This window comes from Vibrio litoralis DSM 17657 (assembly GCF_000426765.1).
GTDB lineage: Bacteria > Pseudomonadota > Gammaproteobacteria > Enterobacterales > Vibrionaceae > Vibrio > Vibrio litoralis.
Genome location: NZ_AUFZ01000018.1, coordinates 89,997 through 107,572, shown reverse-complemented (window position 1 = coordinate 107,572; position 17,576 = coordinate 89,997). Strand labels below are relative to the sequence as shown.

Here is a 17,576-nt window from a genome sequence, read left to right as displayed (position 1 = left end):
TTATTTGCCTCCCTTACGTAGGCGAGGGTCAAGTACGACATACAGCATGTCTGCGAGTAAGTTAAAGAACAGCATGAATAGGGTCATGATAAGAAGTTGCCCTTGAAGAACTTGGTAATCACGCGCATTGATAGCGTTAAATAGTACTGAACCAAGGCCAGGGTAGTTAAAGATGATTTCTACGATAAGCTGACCACCGATTGCCATGCCGAGTGACATAGAAAGCGCGGTGACACTTGGTAGCATGGCGTTACGAGCTGCGTAATTAAAGACCACACGGTTTTCGCTAAGGCCCTTGCCTTTCGCCATGGTGATGTAATCTTCATTAAGAAGGTTGATCATGTTGTTACGCATGTTAATCAGGAAGCCGCCAATCTGTACTACCGAGGCACAGAATAGAGGTAGAACGGCATGCCAAAGTACGTCTTTAATAAATACCCAGCTTGTCCAGTCAGGAATATTCCCTGCGGTATAAGCATAACCCGTCGGGAACCAACGTAAACCAACCGCAAAGACGAACATCGCCAGCATCGCAATCACCACTTGTGGAACGGCTTGGATGACTAACATTCCCGGTGAAATAAAGGCATCGTATTTACTACCACGTTTCCATGCAGCAAAAATACCCAGAATCGAACCGATCGAGAATGAGAAGATAACCGCAGTACCCGCTAGAAATAGTGACCAACCAAATGCACCACCAAGTAGCTTTTCAACAGACAGAGGATAAAACTGTATAGAGGTACCTAAATTCCAGCTTAAAATGTTTTTTATGTAGGCAAAATATTGCGCGATAATACCGCCATCAACAAAGCCTAAAAGCTCTTTCATTGCAGCGATACGTTCTGGCGTGACTTGAACAGTGGCATGCGCAAACATCATGGTCACTGGATCGCCTGGCATGGCGCGTGGAATCGCAAAATTAATCGTGGCAGCCACGACTAGCGCGATAAAATAAAATCCTAAACGTTTTAAGAAAAATCCCATAACTTACACCTTAACTTTCCCAGATTTTTTGGCCTGACTCTGGTTTCAGGCAGTCTATTTCAGACAAAGAAATCCCCTGACGCCGAGCGCCATACATTTTCGTATCAAGAAGGGAGTTTAAAAGCGGTGCACTGCTAGCAGTTTCAATGAGTGCACCGCAAGGTTTTTACATGCTACTTAACAGGTTTTAGGTCTAGTACTTGTAGTAGACGCTCTGGAATACCAGCCCAAATGTTTGGACGACCTTTCGGGTTTTTCTCATTCCACCAACCTGTGAATCGTTTAGTGTTGTACTGGAACATGTATGCGCCAGACTGCACCGGTACGGTCACTTGGTTTTCAGCAATGATTTTCTGGATTTTATGAGCGATGTTGATTTGCTCATCTTTATCCGCTGTTTTATAGAAGCTGTTTAGTAAGTTGTCTAGCTCTGCATTCTTGAAGAAGTGCATAGCAAAACGTGGCATACCGTCACCGCTTTGTAGTGCTGAGTTGTAAGCAGAGTTCCAGTAAGTGTATGGATCCGCACCGTGGAAATAGTTGGTGTAAGCCACATCGTAATTACCTTCTAGCATTGCTTGGTTATAAACCGCAAATTCAGGCGTACGAGCTTTGGCTTTGATACCAACATCTTGTAGTTGCTCAACCGCAAGTTGTACTGTGTTGTTAAAGTCAGTCCAACCATTTGGTGATTGAATCAGTAGCTCGAAAGACTTACCAGATGGAGTATCGACAAATCCATCACCATCTTTATCTACGAAACCAGCTTTCTTCAATAATGCTTTAGCGCCTTCAACGTTATAAGTGTTGTACTTCTTATATTCGTTGTGAACTTTCTCATCAGACCAAGCTTCAAATGCATAACCTAGACCTGAAGCGAAATCATTTGGAGTACCGCCACCGTAGAAAGCGATATCGATGATAGTTTGACGATCAAGCGCCATAGAGAATGCACGACGGAAGTCAACGTTAGTCAGTGCTTCTTTCTTCGCAGGATCTTTTTCTGCAAAGTTAATCATAAATGCTTGTGTGCCTGATGGCGGGTACCAGTAGTGGTGATTAGGGCTTACTGATGCGTAAGTTTTATCGATATCTGGTACGAATGAAGAGGTCCAATCTAGTTCTGAGTTAACAATCTTGCCAAGTAATTGGTCATTGTTGGCAATTTGAGGAACACGTAAACAGTCAACTTCTAGGTTGTCTGCATCCCAGTAATTAGGGTTACGACATTGGATGTAAAGCTGTGGTGTAAAGGTATCAATAACCGTAAATGGACCAGTACCTACTGGGTTTTCGTTGGTGAAGCTTGTTGGATCTTTTACGTCTTTCCATACGTGTTCAGCTACAACCGGTACTTTAGAGATTTCGTAAGGTACGTTTGAGTTTGCTTCTGTTAAGTGGAAGACAACTTGGTAGTCACCTTTTTTCTCAACACTTTTTACCCATTTGTTGATACCTGATTGGTCTAGTGCTGGGTATTCTTTTACTAAGTTGAAAGAATAAACCACATCGTTAGCACTGAATTTTTCACCATCAGACCATTTTACGCCTTCACGAATATCGAAAGTGACAGTCATTAGGTCATCAGACATTTTGAAGTCTTTAGCAAGACGCATAACAGGCGTGTTACCGTGCATTTCATTAAATACAACTAAAGGCTCGTAAACAAAATCTGTGGTTGTATGTAGGTTCGTTGCACCCAAGTACGGGTTAAAGTTACGAACAAATGTAGGGTAGAAGTTTGGTACTACCGTTAGCTCGCTGCGTTCTGCCGCAGTGGCTACCGAAGTAAAACCTGTTGCTGCGACAGAGAGTACTGCTGCTGCAATGGCTGTTTTTTTGATATTGGTAAGCATAGCTGTTCCTTACTTTTGCTTTTGTAATTAGCTTAATTAAAAGGAATGTCATCAATTGATAAACACTCGCTTAAGACCTACCTCATTAATGTCACTTCCTATATGAGTGTGATGTTCTGTTACACCCTATGTGACATTTCAGAGTGGCCTGTAGGCCTTTGGCAATACAAGAAAACACCTTAGCGTTGAAATCGTCAATTTCTATTCCCGTTAAAAACGTTAAAAGGGTGGCGTTTCTCGTTAAAATCGTAAAAATCCATGTTTAATGGTTAATGTTTGAGCGAATGTTGGGTGTGATTAATATCACTTTTTTAGATTTAGTTTTTTTTGGTGTAAGTGCTTACTATTTATGTGTGGCTTTATTATATATCGTCTTTATTTGCTTTTATTATTTATTGATGATGATCACAGCTCGAGTATCTCCTTTGTTTTTGTTAGAAAAATAATATTGCCGATTTGTTGTGAGTGGCTTCGCATTACCTGTAATAAAATAGAAATAATAACTTTAAAATCGACATTTCGTTGAAATAAGCAACGGTTAAGCTGTCTTATAATGCTGTTTTTTTTAAAGGAAAAATAAGTATGTGAGCCAGTATTATTGAGTGTTAATGGTTCCCTAGTCGCTAAATATCAGCCCACAGATAAGCGGGCTAGATTGCTTCTGAGCCATACCAACGTCGCCTATTTAGAGTTATTGGAATGAAATGAGGTTGAAGGATATAGTAAAACAAAAGCCAGCACGGTGATGCTGGCTTTGATTGTGATAACGGATTAGGTATTCGCTTCTCACGTTAAGTGGTGATAAGCGTTTGTAGTTGCTCTCGACAAGCCAATAAATGTTGTCGCTGAGACGTTTCTGTTGACGTATGCTGTAAGATATAGTCAATGGTATTCAGTACGGTGCGCCAGCGAGGCGTTTTAGGTAAGGTTTCGATTCTTAGGTACTTATCTAACGTTCGAGTTTGCAAAGTACTACGGTCAAGGTATACGCGCCATAGGCCACTTTTTTCCGCTAAATTAAACTTAGTTTGACCAGTGTCGGACTCCCAATAATCGAGTGCGCTATTCATAGTCTCGACGAGTATTTCACGCATTACCTGCTGTTTATCTTCACTCTTATGTGACACCTTATCCGCTAAACGTGTGAATTCACCACCGAGTTCTTTTAATTGCTGAAGTTTGTTTTTATCACCTTCGAAGGCGTAGCTTGAAAGGGCTTCAATTGCCGTTTCTAGGTTATCAATGCGTTGAGCATTCACACCACCGCCAACGTTAAATATGTAGATGTATTTCAAACCAGAGCCTTCTGGCAAGGTTAAAATATCTGTCTGGATATGCTCTCGTTTATCCTCAATGAAAATATCTATTTCACCACAGAAATGCTCTTGAGCTGTCTTGAGGTATTTCGGTGCAATAATTTCATCGGCTTGAGAACGCTTAAGTTGCTCAGGTGTTCGTCTAAATAATTTGGCCGCTGAATCATTGGCAAAGCGGATTCGACCATCATCTCGAACGCAAATAATCGCTTCTGGTGCTGATTCTAGTTGTTCTAGTAAGCGACCTTGAGTTTCCAGTAAGCTGGCTTCTACTTGTTCACGAATTCGTAATTCTTGCTGTAATTGGGCATTTTCAAGTCGGCGAATTTCTGCTTTGCTGGCGGTTAAATGCGCACGAATACGAGCCGCCAACTCTTGCTTGTTAAAAGACTTGGTTAGGTAGTCGTTTGCCCCACAATCGAAACCTTTGATCCTGTCATTGGTTTGGCTTAATGCGGTTAATAAGATGACGGGGAGTTGGCCATGATCATATTGTTTGCGAATTTCTTGGCAAGCGTCATAACCACTCATGCCCGGCATCATAATATCGAGCAGCACCAATTCAGGCTTTTCTTCTTTAATCAATTGTACGGCACTCACTCCATCGCTCGCAGTACGAACGCGATAGCCTTCTAAACGCAAGAAACTATCTAAAATCTGCAGATTGACCGGTTCATCATCGGCAACGACTAATAGCGGCCCGTCTGGATTTTGTGGTAATGATGAATCATCAATATTAACAAAGTTATGTATATCAGGCGCTTGAAAGTGATTTTGCAAATCATCTTGTTGGTAATCGGCTATCTGCTGCTGGTTTGCGATTGGCAGAGAAAAACTGAAGGTTGTCCCCACCATTGGCTGACTGCTGACATACAAAGTTCCCCCCATAAGCTCAATCAATTGACGGCTAATTGACAACCCAAGGCCTGCACCTTGGCGGTAGCGGCTTGCATCTTGTCCTGCTTGAATCAATGGCTCAAAAATATGTTCGAGTTGGTCTGCTGGGATCCCTTGCCCAGTATCGACGACTTGAATACGGACTTTTTGTTCTAGTATGGTGGTTGAGATTATGATCTTACCTTCGGAGGTATACTTGATAGCATTACCGACCAGATTATACAGTACTTGCTCTAAGCGCTGAGCATCCGCTAATACTAAAGGAAGATCTTGTGGCGTTTGATTAATAATACGAATCGGTTTGCTACCCAATAGGTGCTTAGATAGCTCTAATACTAGTTGAGTGGTGGCTGCTAAATCTACGATGGTGGTTTGAATATCGAGATTGCCATAACGCATTTTATGATAATCCAATAAATCATCGACCAGAGTGGCTAAGCGCTGGCCACTATTAATGATAATTGAAAGTTGATGCTTTTGATTGGCAGGGATTGGGCCGTTGGCGCCTGAGTTTAATGCTTCTGCAATTCCTACCATGCCATGTAGAGGGGTTCTCAATTCATGTGAGGTGGTGGCCAAAAACTCATCTTTTAATTTATTGGCTAGGTGTAACTCATCATTTTGCTGGCGGATGATGTTGATATTGTCTTCTAGCTTGGCGTTTTGGTCACCAATTAATTCTATTTTGTCTTTGATTGAACGCTGCATACGAGCAAAGCTGGTGGCGAGTCGGCCAATCTCATCTTTACGATCAATATTGATTATGTCTTGCGATAAATCACCGGCGGAAACCCTTTCTGCTACCCAAGTTAACTTAAGCAAAGGTCGGGTGATAAAGTTCGACAGGTAGTGAGAACAGATAAATACCACGAGAATACCAATCAGCATCACAACGTAAAATATATGCTCTAATTTTTGAACGCGCGAGTAGGCATCCTTTTCTGGTAATTCAATCACTAAAGCCCAGGTTTTGCCTTGAATACTGATTGGAGTGTAAGCGGCGATAATTTTTTCATCGAGAGTGTTGGTAAAAGAGCCTACCGCTGTTTGTCCGGCTAACGCTTTTGTTATCACCTCATTACTGGCATCAATTTGTTCGGAGGTGATCCCTTGGATCTTGGCTTGCTGGTCGGTGCCAACCAATAACTTGGTCACATCTTTATTATTGTCAGCCACGGTGCTGGTTAGGGCGGTACTTGGCAATTTAAACATCGCATAGCTATGTAGGTAGCCTTGTTGAATAATCGGCGCGCCAATCCACAGAACCTGCTCGCCATTTTGATTGGAAAAGTCAGACAAAATGATAGGGGTGTAGTCTTCGTTATTTTTACGTGACTCTTTAACCGTGGTGATGAGTTGTTGAAAAGTCTGCCCTAAAGGCGAATCTTTATATTTACCCGTGAGTAAGTTAGTGCCGAATTCATCATTTTTACTTACCGAATAAGCAACGTTGCCACTTAAATCAACTAATAAAATATCAGTGAAATCGGAGCGTTTTAGAATATCCACATAAGCCCAATGATAACGCTTATGTAGCAATCGATAGCGCTCAGTGCTGGCATAGTTAGACGATTCTGGCAGTACAGAGGTTTTTATTTGATCGCCAGAGCCAGGAATATAACGTTGTTGCGCATTTGTGCGAGCTTGCTCTGATGTGTCGCCTAATTTGTTAAATGCACTTATCAGGCCATAAAAGCGTCCGCCGCTTGCGTAAGCTAACTCTGAGCGCACCATGCCCATCACTTCGGATTCTTTAGATTTTAAATAATCGTTAATTTGTTGTTTTTTCGTGTCGCGAACTGAGACCAGATATGAGGTGCTTTGTTCTTGTAAGTCTTGGGTGTGGGAATGCAGGAAAAACAGACCAATAATCGTGAGAGGGGTCAGGCTTAAAACCAGAAAGGCCACCATTAAAGTGTGTTGAAGTCGTTGAAATTTATGGGTCTTATTGGACTTAAACATGATGATACTGCTTGCCTGTTCTAGGTGAATAACTTAAAAAAGCTGACTGAAGTTACTTGAGCTTAGTTTAGCTGAGGTCTAATAAAGAAGACACATTGTAGATAATATGCCTTTTTACTATTTTATGCGCGAATAGTTAAGCAAACTTGATTTTCGACAGTAAAAAAGGTGATCGACCGCTATGAATGCCAATAAATTGTCAAAATTAGTGGGGTAGGTTGAGATGGTAGAAAGCGCGATACTTGAGAGTTCAAATATCACGCTATTAGAGTCAATTGAGGTGTGAGGTTATTTCTGGGCGGAGTATATTGAGAATTTGGTATTTTTATCCAGTGTGACGCACTCGCCAAAAGCCTTTTGAATAATCGGAGGGTATTTCAGGAAGTTATTGGCCACTATGATCATTTTACCTGCATGAGATAAGTAGTTCGGTGCTTGGGAAAGCAAGTTTTCTGCTGCAGAATAATTGGTATCCAGTCCTGAATGGAAAGGTGGGTTGCTAATTAAGTAGTCATACTTTCCTGTGATATCGGAATAGATATCTGAGGCAAATACCGTTCCTTTTAAGCCGTTAGCTTGTAAGGTTGCCTTACTCGATTCAATCGCAAGCGCGCTGATGTCGCACATTTCCAGTGAGATGTTTGGGTTACGAGTCGCCATAACACTGCCGATTACGCCCGCACCACAACCAAAATCGAGTACTCGACCTTTTAATTTAGGTAAGGTTGCTAGTAGTAGTTCACTACCTTTATCAAATTCACCGTGGCTAAATACACCCGGTAAACTTTTAATGGTTAAGGTATCTTGGCCTATGGTAATCGGGTAGCTCTTGTACCATTCAGATAGAGTGAAAGGCTTCGCCGGAGTTTGGCATTGTCCCCAATAAAATGAACAACGTCTGGCAGAGTCATACTTTTTGATGATGCCATATTGGTTAAACATCTTTTCGATACTTTTCACACCTGAGCGGTTTTCACCGACTACACAGATTTCGGTATCGACGCCAAGTTTGTCCATTAACATTGCCAGTAAATATTCAGCTTCAGCTTTGGCTTTTGGCCAATATAGCAGCAACATATCCGCTTTCGTGTCTTGTTCTAGCTGGGCGCCAAAATAGGATTGAATATGCGAATGTTGTTCAAATTGTTTGTGGTAGCCATAGTGAGTGGTAAAAATGGATACTGACTCACAGTGGTTGGCCAGCTCGAGGCAGAATAAATCTTCTGCTTCACCGGCAATTAAAACATGTTTACCGTGAAAGTATTCTAGCTGACGTTGTGCAATTTGACTTGGCGCAGTGTACGAGGACATGAATATTCTACCTAGGGTCTGTTGAACTTTGGTGGTTAAATTTCGTTCGATATAAAAGCATTTTAGGCGAGGCAAGTTGATTGTAGCCTAGTAATAAAACAAGCCTGATTTTCTCATAATCAGGCTTGGATACCAATCTAAACAGTTTTCGTTATTTATCTACGGCATTATTTAGCTGTTATCTTGCATATTGAGGAAGTGCTTGAATTCTTCTTCATACATTTTAAATAGCACCATGGTTATCGCAAAAATGAGTGGGCCATAGATTAGACCGATCAAGCCAAATAGCTGAATGCCGCCTAGTAGGGCAAAGAAGATCATTAAGGTATCCATTCCTGCACTACCTTGCATTAATAATGGGCGCAATAGGTTATCGATGGAACCAATTACGGCAATTCCCCATACCACAATGAAAATCGCCCAAGTGATCTCTCCGGTGAAAAATAGATAAGCTGAAGCGGGTACCCAAACTAATGCAGTTCCGACTACCGGAATGAAAGAGGCTGCCCCGATCATGGTGCCTAAAAATAGACCGGGTAGACCAACAATCCAGAATGCCAAACCACCTACAAACCCTTGCGCAATCGCGGTTAAGAAAGAGCCAAGTACGGCAGATTTTGAAACTTGTTCAATTTCGCATAATAGACGATCTTCTTGGCTGCGTGATAACGGAAGAATATGTCGAATATTATCAACCAGTTTTCCTTGATCGCGTAATAAGAAAAACAGTACAAACAGCATTAAGAAGAAGTTCATAATGAAGTTAGTGGCATCACCCAGTATCCCCGCGCTGACAGAGACGAGTACCGAGCCAAATTGAGAGACAAATTTCGCGGCACGCTGAGCTAATTGTTGAGGGTCGATATTATCAAAAGGCAGATAGTGATTAATGATACTTAGACCTTTCACCACATAAGGTTGAGCCAGTGCTTCTTGAATGCCTCCATGGGTCGCCCAAGCATAAACGGTTTGCGATAAGCTGGCTCCTTGCTGAACGATCGATGCGAAAATGGCGAGTAAAGGAAGCACGATCACAAAGGTCAGCAATAAACAGGAAAGAAAAGCGGTGCTATTACGGTGATTTGGCCAGCGTGAATTTAATTTATTGTGCAATGGGAATACTAACAAAGAAATAATAAATGCCATGATGATCGAGTTTAGATAAGGCGTGATCAATAAGTAGCAGGCATAAGCTGCGCAAAGTAGGGCAATGATCAGCACCCAATGTGTGGCTGTCATTCTAAATTTAGTCGGCATGGATCTTCCTTGCGTAATGGTAGTCATCAGGAGTAGTGTTACTTTTAGTTCTTATAATGGCGACAATTGATCGAGTGATCAATCTAAGATTTTTAGTTATAGCTTTGATCAAACAGACAGGAGTAAAACGATGGGGTGCTGTGATAATAAAAATGGCTGTAAGAGTAAATCGAAAAAGCCTATTCCATGGTTTGCGTTATTGATTTCAGTATTGGCTATTTTAGTGGTACTTAATTGGCATTAATGAGTCGCTAGTAAACAAAAAAGCGCTAAAGCAACTCTAACGCTTTTCATTCATCTATTTCTGAGATGCGAGATTACTTATCTTCAGCCATCACAGCAAAGCAACGTTCAGCGGCTTCAATGGTCGCTTCAATTTCACGTGATGAGTGAGCCAGCGACATAAAGCTTGCTTCAAATGCTGAAGGTGCAAGGTAAATACCGTGCTCTAGCATCAGGTGGAAGAAACGCTTAAAGCGCTCAGTATCACACTTGGTCACATCTTCGTAGCAGGTAATGTGTTTTTGTTCGGTAAAGAAGAAACCAAACATGCCGCCAACGCGGTTAACGGTAAACGGAATACCATGCTTTTCAGCCGCTTTCTTTAAGCCTTTGGTTAACTGTTTGGTTCGCTTCGCAAGACGAGCTTCATTCTCTTCACCTTGCAGCTCTTTCAGGCAAGCTAGACCTGCCGCCATAGCGATTGGGTTACCTGATAGCGTACCTGCTTGATAAACCGGGCCGGTTGGTGCGATATATTGCATGACATCTTTACGACCACCGAAAGCACCGACAGGCATTCCGCCACCAATGATTTTTCCAAGGGTCGTTAAGTCAGGCTTAATATCGTAGTAATCTTGTGCGCCACCTTGAGCGACACGGAAACCCGTCATGACTTCATCAAAAATCAGTAGTGCTTTGTGCTCGTCACAAATTTCACGTAGACCTTCCAAAAAGCCTTCAACCGGTGGAATGCAGTTCATGTTGCCGGCAACTGGCTCAACAATGATACAAGCGATTTGCTCAGAATTGGCTTCAAATAAAGCGCGTACCGAGTCTAAATCATTAAAGGTTGCGGTTAAGGTGTGCTTAGCAAAATCAACAGGAACGCCTGGAGAGCTAGGTTGACCTAGAGTTAATGCGCCAGAACCTGCTTTTACTAATAAGCTATCCGCATGACCGTGATAACAACCTTCAAATTTTAGGATTTTATCGCGACCAGTAAAGCCTCGCGCTAAACGAATGGCGCTCATGGTTGCTTCAGTACCAGAGCTTACCATGCGAAGTTGTTCCATTGATGGCACCATCTCTGAAACTAACTCGGCCATTTTGATTTCAGTTTTGGTTGGAGCGCCAAAGCTTAGACCGCGTTCAGCAGCTTTAATGACGGCATTGCGAATCGCTGAATTATTATGGCCCAGGATCATCGGACCCCAAGAACCCACGTAGTCAATGTAAGCTTTGCCATCGGCATCAAAAATTAATGCGCCATCAGCGCGTTCAATAAATAGGGGTTCACCACCCACACCGTTAAAGGCTCTTACTGGAGAGTTAACGCCACCTGGAATGGTTTGTTGGGCTTTTTGGTATAGTTCAGCAGACTTACTCATGCTCTATCCTTTAATAATGCTATTTCTTTGCTGCTCTATCGGCTGAAAAGTCAGAGCTCGAGCAGATGAGATAATTTCAGTCGCATTGTATCTAAGCTGACGAGTTTTGCACTTTTTTCGCTGAGGTTTTTGGCTATGGTTGGGGTTTTCGGAGAAAAGGTCTAGTTTTCAGTAGAAAAAAGCCAATCCTGTTTCTGTTAAGTTACTTGGGTAAAGTTTAATTGTGATTAACTCACGATGAATACTTGAACGATAAGGTCAGGTATTAGATAATCAAGCTATCTGAAATTCATTTCAATGATGAAGTGTGTTCTACCCAAATCGTCGTGCCAAGTAGATAACTTGGTAACAACGCTAATGAGAGAGGTCGTCATGAGCGATGAGCAATTACCATTATCTTTTTCTGACACTGCTGCGTCTCGCGTTAAAATGCTGATTTCTGAAGAAGAAAATCCAGAACTAAAATTGCGCGTGTATATTACTGGCGGTGGTTGTAGTGGTTTCCAATACGGTTTTACTTTTGATGAGAAGGTAAATGACGGCGATATGACTATTGTTAAGCAAGGTGTGACACTGGTGGTGGACCCTATGAGCTTACAGTATCTAATTGGTGGTGTGGTGGACTATACCGAAGGCCTTGAAGGTTCTCGCTTCTTTGTGAACAACCCAAATGCAACGACAACTTGCGGTTGTGGTGCATCATTTAGCGTTTAATTACAAAACCTAAACTTAAGAAAGTTATAAATAATTCCAAGTAAAATGCCCAGTTGATTTAATTATCAACTGGGCATTTTTTATTTAATGACATACCCTGTCAGTTGGGGGTAGCAACTTTGATTATTTATCTTGAGCAATTAAACGATGATCATACTGGTTTAACTTATCAAGTTGTTGCTTAGCAAATTTAACAAAGCGGGTTTTCTTATCACCAGTTAGAGACCTAGATTGAGGTAAATCCACTGTTCTTGGGTTTTTATGTATGCCATGGACCAGAAATTCATAATGCAAGTGAGGTCCGGTTACTCGTCCTGTTCCTCCCAATGTCCCTATGGTATCGCCTTGTTTAACTCGTTGACCTGTTTTAACTAAACGCTTTTTCATGTGCAAGTACTTCGTGATATAGATACTACTATGGCGAATGAATACGTAGTTACCGTTAAATTGGTTATAGCCAGCCTTTTGAACGATACCATCACCAGCAGCCCAAATCGGTGTCCCTACAGGTGCTGCATAATCGGTGCCTCGGTGCGCGACCACTTTACCTGTTACTGGGTGGCGACGAGTTGGGTTGAAATTGGAGGTTACGCGACGAAAGTCAATCGGCGAACGCAGAAAGGCTTTTTTCATTGCTCGACCATCAGGGCCGTAATAGTTGCCATCTTCTGGATTGAGAACGGCTTCAAATGTTGTGCCTTGGTTGGTAAACACTGCCGCCAGAATCTTTCCGCCACCAATATTTTTGCCTTCGACAAACTGCTCTTCAAATAACACTTTAAAATTATCACCGGAGCGAATATCCAGTGCAAAATCGATATCCCAACCAAAGATACCAGCTAATGACATTATTTGGTTTGCCGTTAAGCCGGATGTCACTGCGGCATTCCAGAAATTAGAAGTAATGGTCGCTTCGGCATGGTTGAAATGTTTGTTGATTTCTTTTTTCTCAATATGCGAGCGAAAGCCATCTTTAGTTTTTGAGATACGGAAAGACTCGTAAGACGAGATTGGTCGGATTAACTGAGTAAATTCATGATCTTCATTAAATCCAAAAATCAGTTTATCGCCAGGGCGTAGGCGTGAGAGTTGCTTCTCAATTTCTTCACTAGAAGACACTAATTGGTAAAGTAGTTGTGCCGATAAACCAATACGGTTGAACAATAATGAAGTGCTTTCACCCGATTTTACTGTGTAAGTTTCCCAGTCTGTAAATACTTTTGGTGGGCTTTGCTGAATAAAGGTGTCTTCAGGAATAACCAGTGGGTAATGTTTGCCGACTTTTAAGCGAGGTTCATGTTGGGTTAACTCTTCCATATCAGGTAAGGAAAACGTCACGATAACGGTTAAAGCACTGATAAACCCGATCAGTACTTTATGAAAAATAGGTAGTTGGCTAATGAATGCGCGCATTATTAAAAAAAATTCTGTTATTAAGGCAATTAATTGCTCGGAAAAATAAGATGAGTCAGTCTAACTGGTTTCCAAAAACAGCGCTATTGCGTATTATGTTCTGATACGTATTTTTACAGAATTGTTGGAGTAAACCTAAATGTCGAGCATTGAAGCGGCACTGGCTGAAATTAAGCGTGGTGTAGAAGAGCTAATTCCAGAAGAAGAACTGATTGCTAAATTAAAAGAAGGCCGCCCACTAAGAATTAAATTGGGTGCCGATCCTACTGCGCCAGATATCCATTTAGGTCACACCGTTATTTTAAATAAGTTACGAGCCTTTCAAGAGCTGGGTCACGAAGTAACGTTTTTGATCGGTGATTTCACTGGTATGGTTGGTGATCCAACGGGTAAAAACACCACTCGTCCACCATTGACTCGTGAAGATGTTCTCGCCAACGCTGAAACTTACAAGCAACAAGTGTTTAAGATCCTAGATCCTGCGAAGACCAAAATTCAGTTTAACTCTGAGTGGTTATCGGAACTTGGTGCAGAAGGTATGCTCCGTTTAGCGGCGAATCAAACCGTAGCACGCATGCTTGAACGTGATGACTTTAAAAAGCGTTACGCAAGTAATCAGCCTATTGCGATTCATGAATTTATGTATCCTTTACTGCAAGGTTATGATTCTGTGGCGATGGAAACCGATATTGAACTTGGCGGTACTGACCAAAAGTTTAACTTACTGATGGGGCGTGAGCTACAAAAATCCCATGGCCAGAAGCCACAAGTAGTATTGATGATGCCTTTGTTGGTTGGATTGGACGGTGAGAAGAAAATGTCTAAATCTGCCCACAACTACATTGGTGTGAGTGAATCTCCGACTGAAATGTTCGGTAAGATCATGTCTATTTCTGATGTGTTAATGTGGAGCTACTACGAGCTTCTTTCTTTCCGTCCATTAGAAGAAATTGCGCAATTTAAAGCGGATGTGGAAGCAGGTAAAAACCCACGTGACGTGAAGATTTTATTAGCCAAAGAAATCATTGCACGTTTCCATAGTGAAGCCGATGCAGACGCGGCAGAGCAAGAGTTCATTAACCGTTTCCAAAAAGGTGCGATGCCAGATGAAATGCCAGAGTTTGAATTTGAATCAGGTATGGCAATTGGTAACGTATTAAAAGAAGCCGGTTTAGTTGGCTCAACATCAGATGCCATGCGTATGATTCGTCAAGGCGCAGCCAAAATGGATGGTGCGAAAATTGAAGATACTAAGTTAGTACCAGAAGACGGTACTGCGGTATACCAAGTCGGTAAACGCAAGTTTGCACGTATTACTATCAAGTAACATCGCTTGTCATATCAATCAAAAGGGGGCCAATGTGCTCCCTTTTTTGTCTCTACGTTTTGTATCTACGTTTTTTGGAGAAGGGTGATTAGCTTTTCATTGATAAAGCTGGCAGAGATAAGTGCCAACGTATAGCCGCTAAGCGAATGCTTAATGTTGTGGTTACCCCTAGTAAAAATGCAAGTTGAGAAGGTAGGCCAAAATATAAAGCAGCAGTATGGATGATCCCGCCAGCAATGCACGCGGTCGCATAGATCTCACTTCTCAGTACCATTGGGATTTCACGGGCGAGAATATCGCGAATAATACCGCCGCCACAACCCGTTAGCACCCCCATGATCACCGCGATCATCATTGAATCTTGTAATAGCAGTGTTTTTTCTACACCAATGCCGACAAACACCGCTAAGCCAATGGCATCACAAACTGGCAGAATATACCAAGGCAGCTGCTTAGGTTGCCTCACCAGTAATAGCGTTGCTAGGCAGGTTATAAAAATCACCCATAAGTAATTATTATCGATGATCCAAAATACTGGCGTTGCGCCTAACATCATATCGCGAATGGAACCGCCACCGATGGCCGTCACACTGGCGAGTACTACCATACCAAAGGGATCCATTTTTAATCGAGCCGCAAGCAGTACACCTGAAATGGCAAAGATGGCAGTGCCGAATAAATCAAACAAATACAGTAGGCTGATATCCATGAGGTATGGTCTTCGTTCGGGGTGGTTAAAGTTGGCGCAGATTCTACTGGTAAAAACCGTTCACGCCAAATGGTTATTTTGCGCGAGCTTTATCAAAGTAACCACACACTTGTTTTATTGCTTTTAAGCTACGCATGGTTGGGCGTGATAGCCAATCTGGGTTAACCGACCAGATAAAACCATGTTTAATTGCCGGTATCTGCGGCCAGTTTTGCCATGTAGTGTTATCGCTAGTGGCAAGGTGAGAATTAAAAATTACCTCAGGTTTTAAGGCGATAACTTGTTCGATGCTAATTTGTGGATAAGCAACACGGGTATTGGTTAGTACATTCTCTCCGCCACAGATCTTAAAAATATCAGTCGGCCAATTGGGGTTAGTGACAGACATCATCGGCTTTTGGCTGAGTTGATAAAAATAGCGAACCTTGGCTTGGTTTCGATATTGAGAGCGTAGTTGAGTTAACACTGCTTCAAACTTAGCTGCATTATTTTTCCCTAATGATGTGTCTTCAGCCCATAGGCTGAGTTGTCTTAGGTTTCTGGGAATATCATCTAAGCTCTCAATCGATGAGTAGTAGATGGAAATACCAAATTTTTCTAATTGTTCGAGCTCACGAGAGTTTGCATTCTTTTTCCATGCGATCACGAGATCGGGTCGTAGCGCTAAAATACGCTCTAATTTGATGCCTTGATAATTAGCTACTTGCTCGATATTTTTGGCTTCTGGTGGGTAGTCGCTTGCCTGGCTTACTCCAATCAGTTTATCGCCAAGTCCAGCAGAAAAAGCGAGCTCAGTGGCATGTGGGGATAGAGTTATCACGCGTTGTGCTACGTGGGGGGAAAGAGAGGCCGCCAAGAGTTTCGAGGATAAAAATAGCGCCAGTAAAATCAGCGATGTAACTGTACGAGCGTACATGTTTTATGGTTACCTCATCCTTGATCTATATTGATACCCAAGTATTTGAAAATAAATCACTTGGGTATCCGTTTGTCATTTATTGCATTTGAGTAAGCATATTGATCACCATTTCTGATGAACGTTTGGCTGCAAGCGGTAGAAACTCATCAAAGCTCATTGGCGACTCTTTATCTGCCACATCAGAAATGGCACGCACGACTACGAACGGTTTGCGGAACTGATGGCAAGTTTGCGCAATGGCTGATGCTTCCATTTCTACTGCAATCACATTTGGGAAATGCTGACGAATAAATGCTTGTTTTTCTGGCGTACAAACAAAGGCATCACCGGTACAAATTAAACCGCGTACTGCGTGAGTATCTTTCATGCTTTGAAGTGCTTTTTCTACGATATCAATTAAGGTTGGATCCGCCGCGAAAGCTGCTGGTTGACCGGCCATTTGACCGATTTCATAACCAAATGCAGTGACATCGGCATCATGGTGGCGAACTTCTGTTGAGATAACCACATCACCTAGGTTTAAACTTGAATCAAAACCGCCAGCAGAACCGGTATTAATGATGACATCAGGTTGGAAGCATTCAATTAATAGAGTGGTACCGATACTGGCTGAAACTTTACCAATACCAGATTGCAGAAGGATGATTGTCACATTATTAATGGTGCCAGTATAAAAAGTGCAACCGCCTTTGGTGGTTGTTTCACAGCCAATTAGTGCTTCTTTTAGTATCGCAACTTCTTGTTCCATTGCGCCAATAATGCCAACTTTCATAATCTGTATACTCTATATGGGTCGAAGATGGCGCGATTGTAGCATAACCGCTTTAATTTTAGAGGCTTGGTTTAAGTAAATTAGCGGCAATTAATTTCTGACGTAATGCTTCGACACGGCTTTTGTTGACGCCAAAATCAGAGTAACCCACCCGAGATTTTGAGCGAACCTGAAGCAGTGAGCCTTGTTTGACAATATGAAGGTCATCAACAAACCGGAAAATCAGGCTGGTGGATTCTAAATGTAAGCGAACATCGGTTTTGTTGACGGTTTTGGTTCTCTTTAAGGTCAGTGCCACTTGCTCTATTTCATCGATAGTTGTCGCTTCTGAAATGAGTTCAAATGGGGCAACTTGATAATCACTTCTTAGCTCTTGAGTGGAAACACAGTTAGGTTTCGAGCTGCATAGTAAATCGGGATTATTATCTTTCATAGCATAACTCTGAGTACAACCAGTAAGTAATATAACCATAGCTAAGGTGCTGAGTTTTCGCATCTTGAATGACCTTTTTAACCTTAATATTTT

13 protein-coding genes are annotated in these 17,576 nt (G+C 42.0%); 2 read left to right on the top strand and 11 right to left on the bottom strand.

The window, feature by feature from the left end; all coding sequences use genetic code 11:
• From K358_RS0107705 to hemL, 6 genes are all read right to left on the bottom strand, one after another.
• Entirely contained in the window at positions 1-987 is a 987-nt protein-coding gene (locus K358_RS0107705) for an ABC transporter permease (protein WP_027696281.1), read from the bottom strand.
• Positions 988-1,160: 173 nt separating this feature from the next.
• Positions 1,161-2,843: an ABC transporter substrate-binding protein gene (locus K358_RS0107700; protein ID WP_027696280.1), complete on the bottom strand. Its 1,683-nt coding sequence runs from the start codon at positions 2,841-2,843 to the stop codon at positions 1,161-1,163.
• A gap of 791 nt (positions 2,844-3,634) precedes the next feature.
• Positions 3,635-7,018, bottom strand: coding sequence for a hybrid sensor histidine kinase/response regulator (locus tag K358_RS0107690; protein WP_027696279.1), 3,384 nt, complete (start codon positions 7,016-7,018; stop codon positions 3,635-3,637).
• 288 nt (positions 7,019-7,306) lie between these two features.
• On the bottom strand, positions 7,307-8,329 hold the full coding sequence (rsmC, locus tag K358_RS0107685) for a 16S rRNA (guanine(1207)-N(2))-methyltransferase RsmC (RefSeq protein WP_027696278.1): 1,023 nt from the start codon (positions 8,327-8,329) through the stop codon (positions 7,307-7,309).
• Between the two features lie 171 nt (positions 8,330-8,500).
• The gene (locus K358_RS0107680; protein ID WP_027696277.1) at positions 8,501-9,586 is read right to left on the bottom strand and encodes an AI-2E family transporter; all 1,086 of its coding nucleotides are present in this window, start codon (positions 9,584-9,586) and stop codon (positions 8,501-8,503) included.
• Positions 9,587-9,903: 317 nt separating this feature from the next.
• Complete coding sequence (gene hemL / locus K358_RS0107670; protein WP_027696276.1) at positions 9,904-11,196, bottom strand: glutamate-1-semialdehyde 2,1-aminomutase; 1,293 nt, start codon at positions 11,194-11,196, stop codon at positions 9,904-9,906.
• A gap of 372 nt (positions 11,197-11,568) precedes the next feature.
• Here hemL and erpA point away from each other — a divergent pair, with 372 nt between their 5' ends.
• Complete coding sequence (gene erpA, locus K358_RS0107665; RefSeq protein WP_027696275.1) at positions 11,569-11,910, top strand: iron-sulfur cluster insertion protein ErpA; 342 nt, start codon at positions 11,569-11,571, stop codon at positions 11,908-11,910.
• A 123-nt stretch (positions 11,911-12,033) separates the two neighbouring features.
• Here erpA and shyC read toward each other — a convergent pair whose 3' ends face one another.
• Positions 12,034-13,323, bottom strand: a complete 1,290-nt coding sequence (gene shyC, locus K358_RS0107660; RefSeq protein WP_027696274.1) for a peptidoglycan DD-endopeptidase ShyC — start codon at positions 13,321-13,323, stop codon at positions 12,034-12,036.
• Between the two features lie 139 nt (positions 13,324-13,462).
• Here shyC and tyrS point away from each other — a divergent pair, with 139 nt between their 5' ends.
• Positions 13,463-14,650 carry a tyrosine--tRNA ligase gene (tyrS, locus tag K358_RS0107655; RefSeq protein WP_027696273.1) on the top strand — a complete coding sequence of 396 codons (1,188 nt, stop codon included), beginning with the start codon at positions 13,463-13,465 and terminating at the stop codon, positions 14,648-14,650.
• An 88-nt stretch (positions 14,651-14,738) separates the two neighbouring features.
• Here the strand turns inward: tyrS and K358_RS0107650 are convergent, their stop codons facing one another.
• The 4 genes from K358_RS0107650 to K358_RS0107635 all read right to left on the bottom strand — a co-directional run bounded on the left by K358_RS0107650 (position 14,739) and on the right by K358_RS0107635 (position 17,483).
• Positions 14,739-15,359, bottom strand: coding sequence for a TRIC cation channel family protein (locus tag K358_RS0107650; protein WP_027696272.1), 621 nt, complete (start codon positions 15,357-15,359; stop codon positions 14,739-14,741).
• A gap of 73 nt (positions 15,360-15,432) precedes the next feature.
• Positions 15,433-16,275, bottom strand: coding sequence for a helical backbone metal receptor (locus K358_RS0107645; RefSeq protein ID WP_038149988.1), 843 nt, complete (start codon positions 16,273-16,275; stop codon positions 15,433-15,435).
• Between the two features lie 79 nt (positions 16,276-16,354).
• On the bottom strand, positions 16,355-17,050 hold the full coding sequence (mtnN, locus tag K358_RS0107640; RefSeq protein ID WP_027696270.1) for a 5'-methylthioadenosine/S-adenosylhomocysteine nucleosidase: 696 nt from the start codon (positions 17,048-17,050) through the stop codon (positions 16,355-16,357).
• Positions 17,051-17,108: 58 nt separating this feature from the next.
• Positions 17,109-17,483 (bottom strand): DUF1499 domain-containing protein, encoded by a 375-nt coding sequence (locus K358_RS0107635; protein ID WP_244875238.1) that lies wholly within the window; start codon positions 17,481-17,483, stop codon positions 17,109-17,111.
• Between the last annotated feature and the right edge of the window lie 93 nt (positions 17,484-17,576).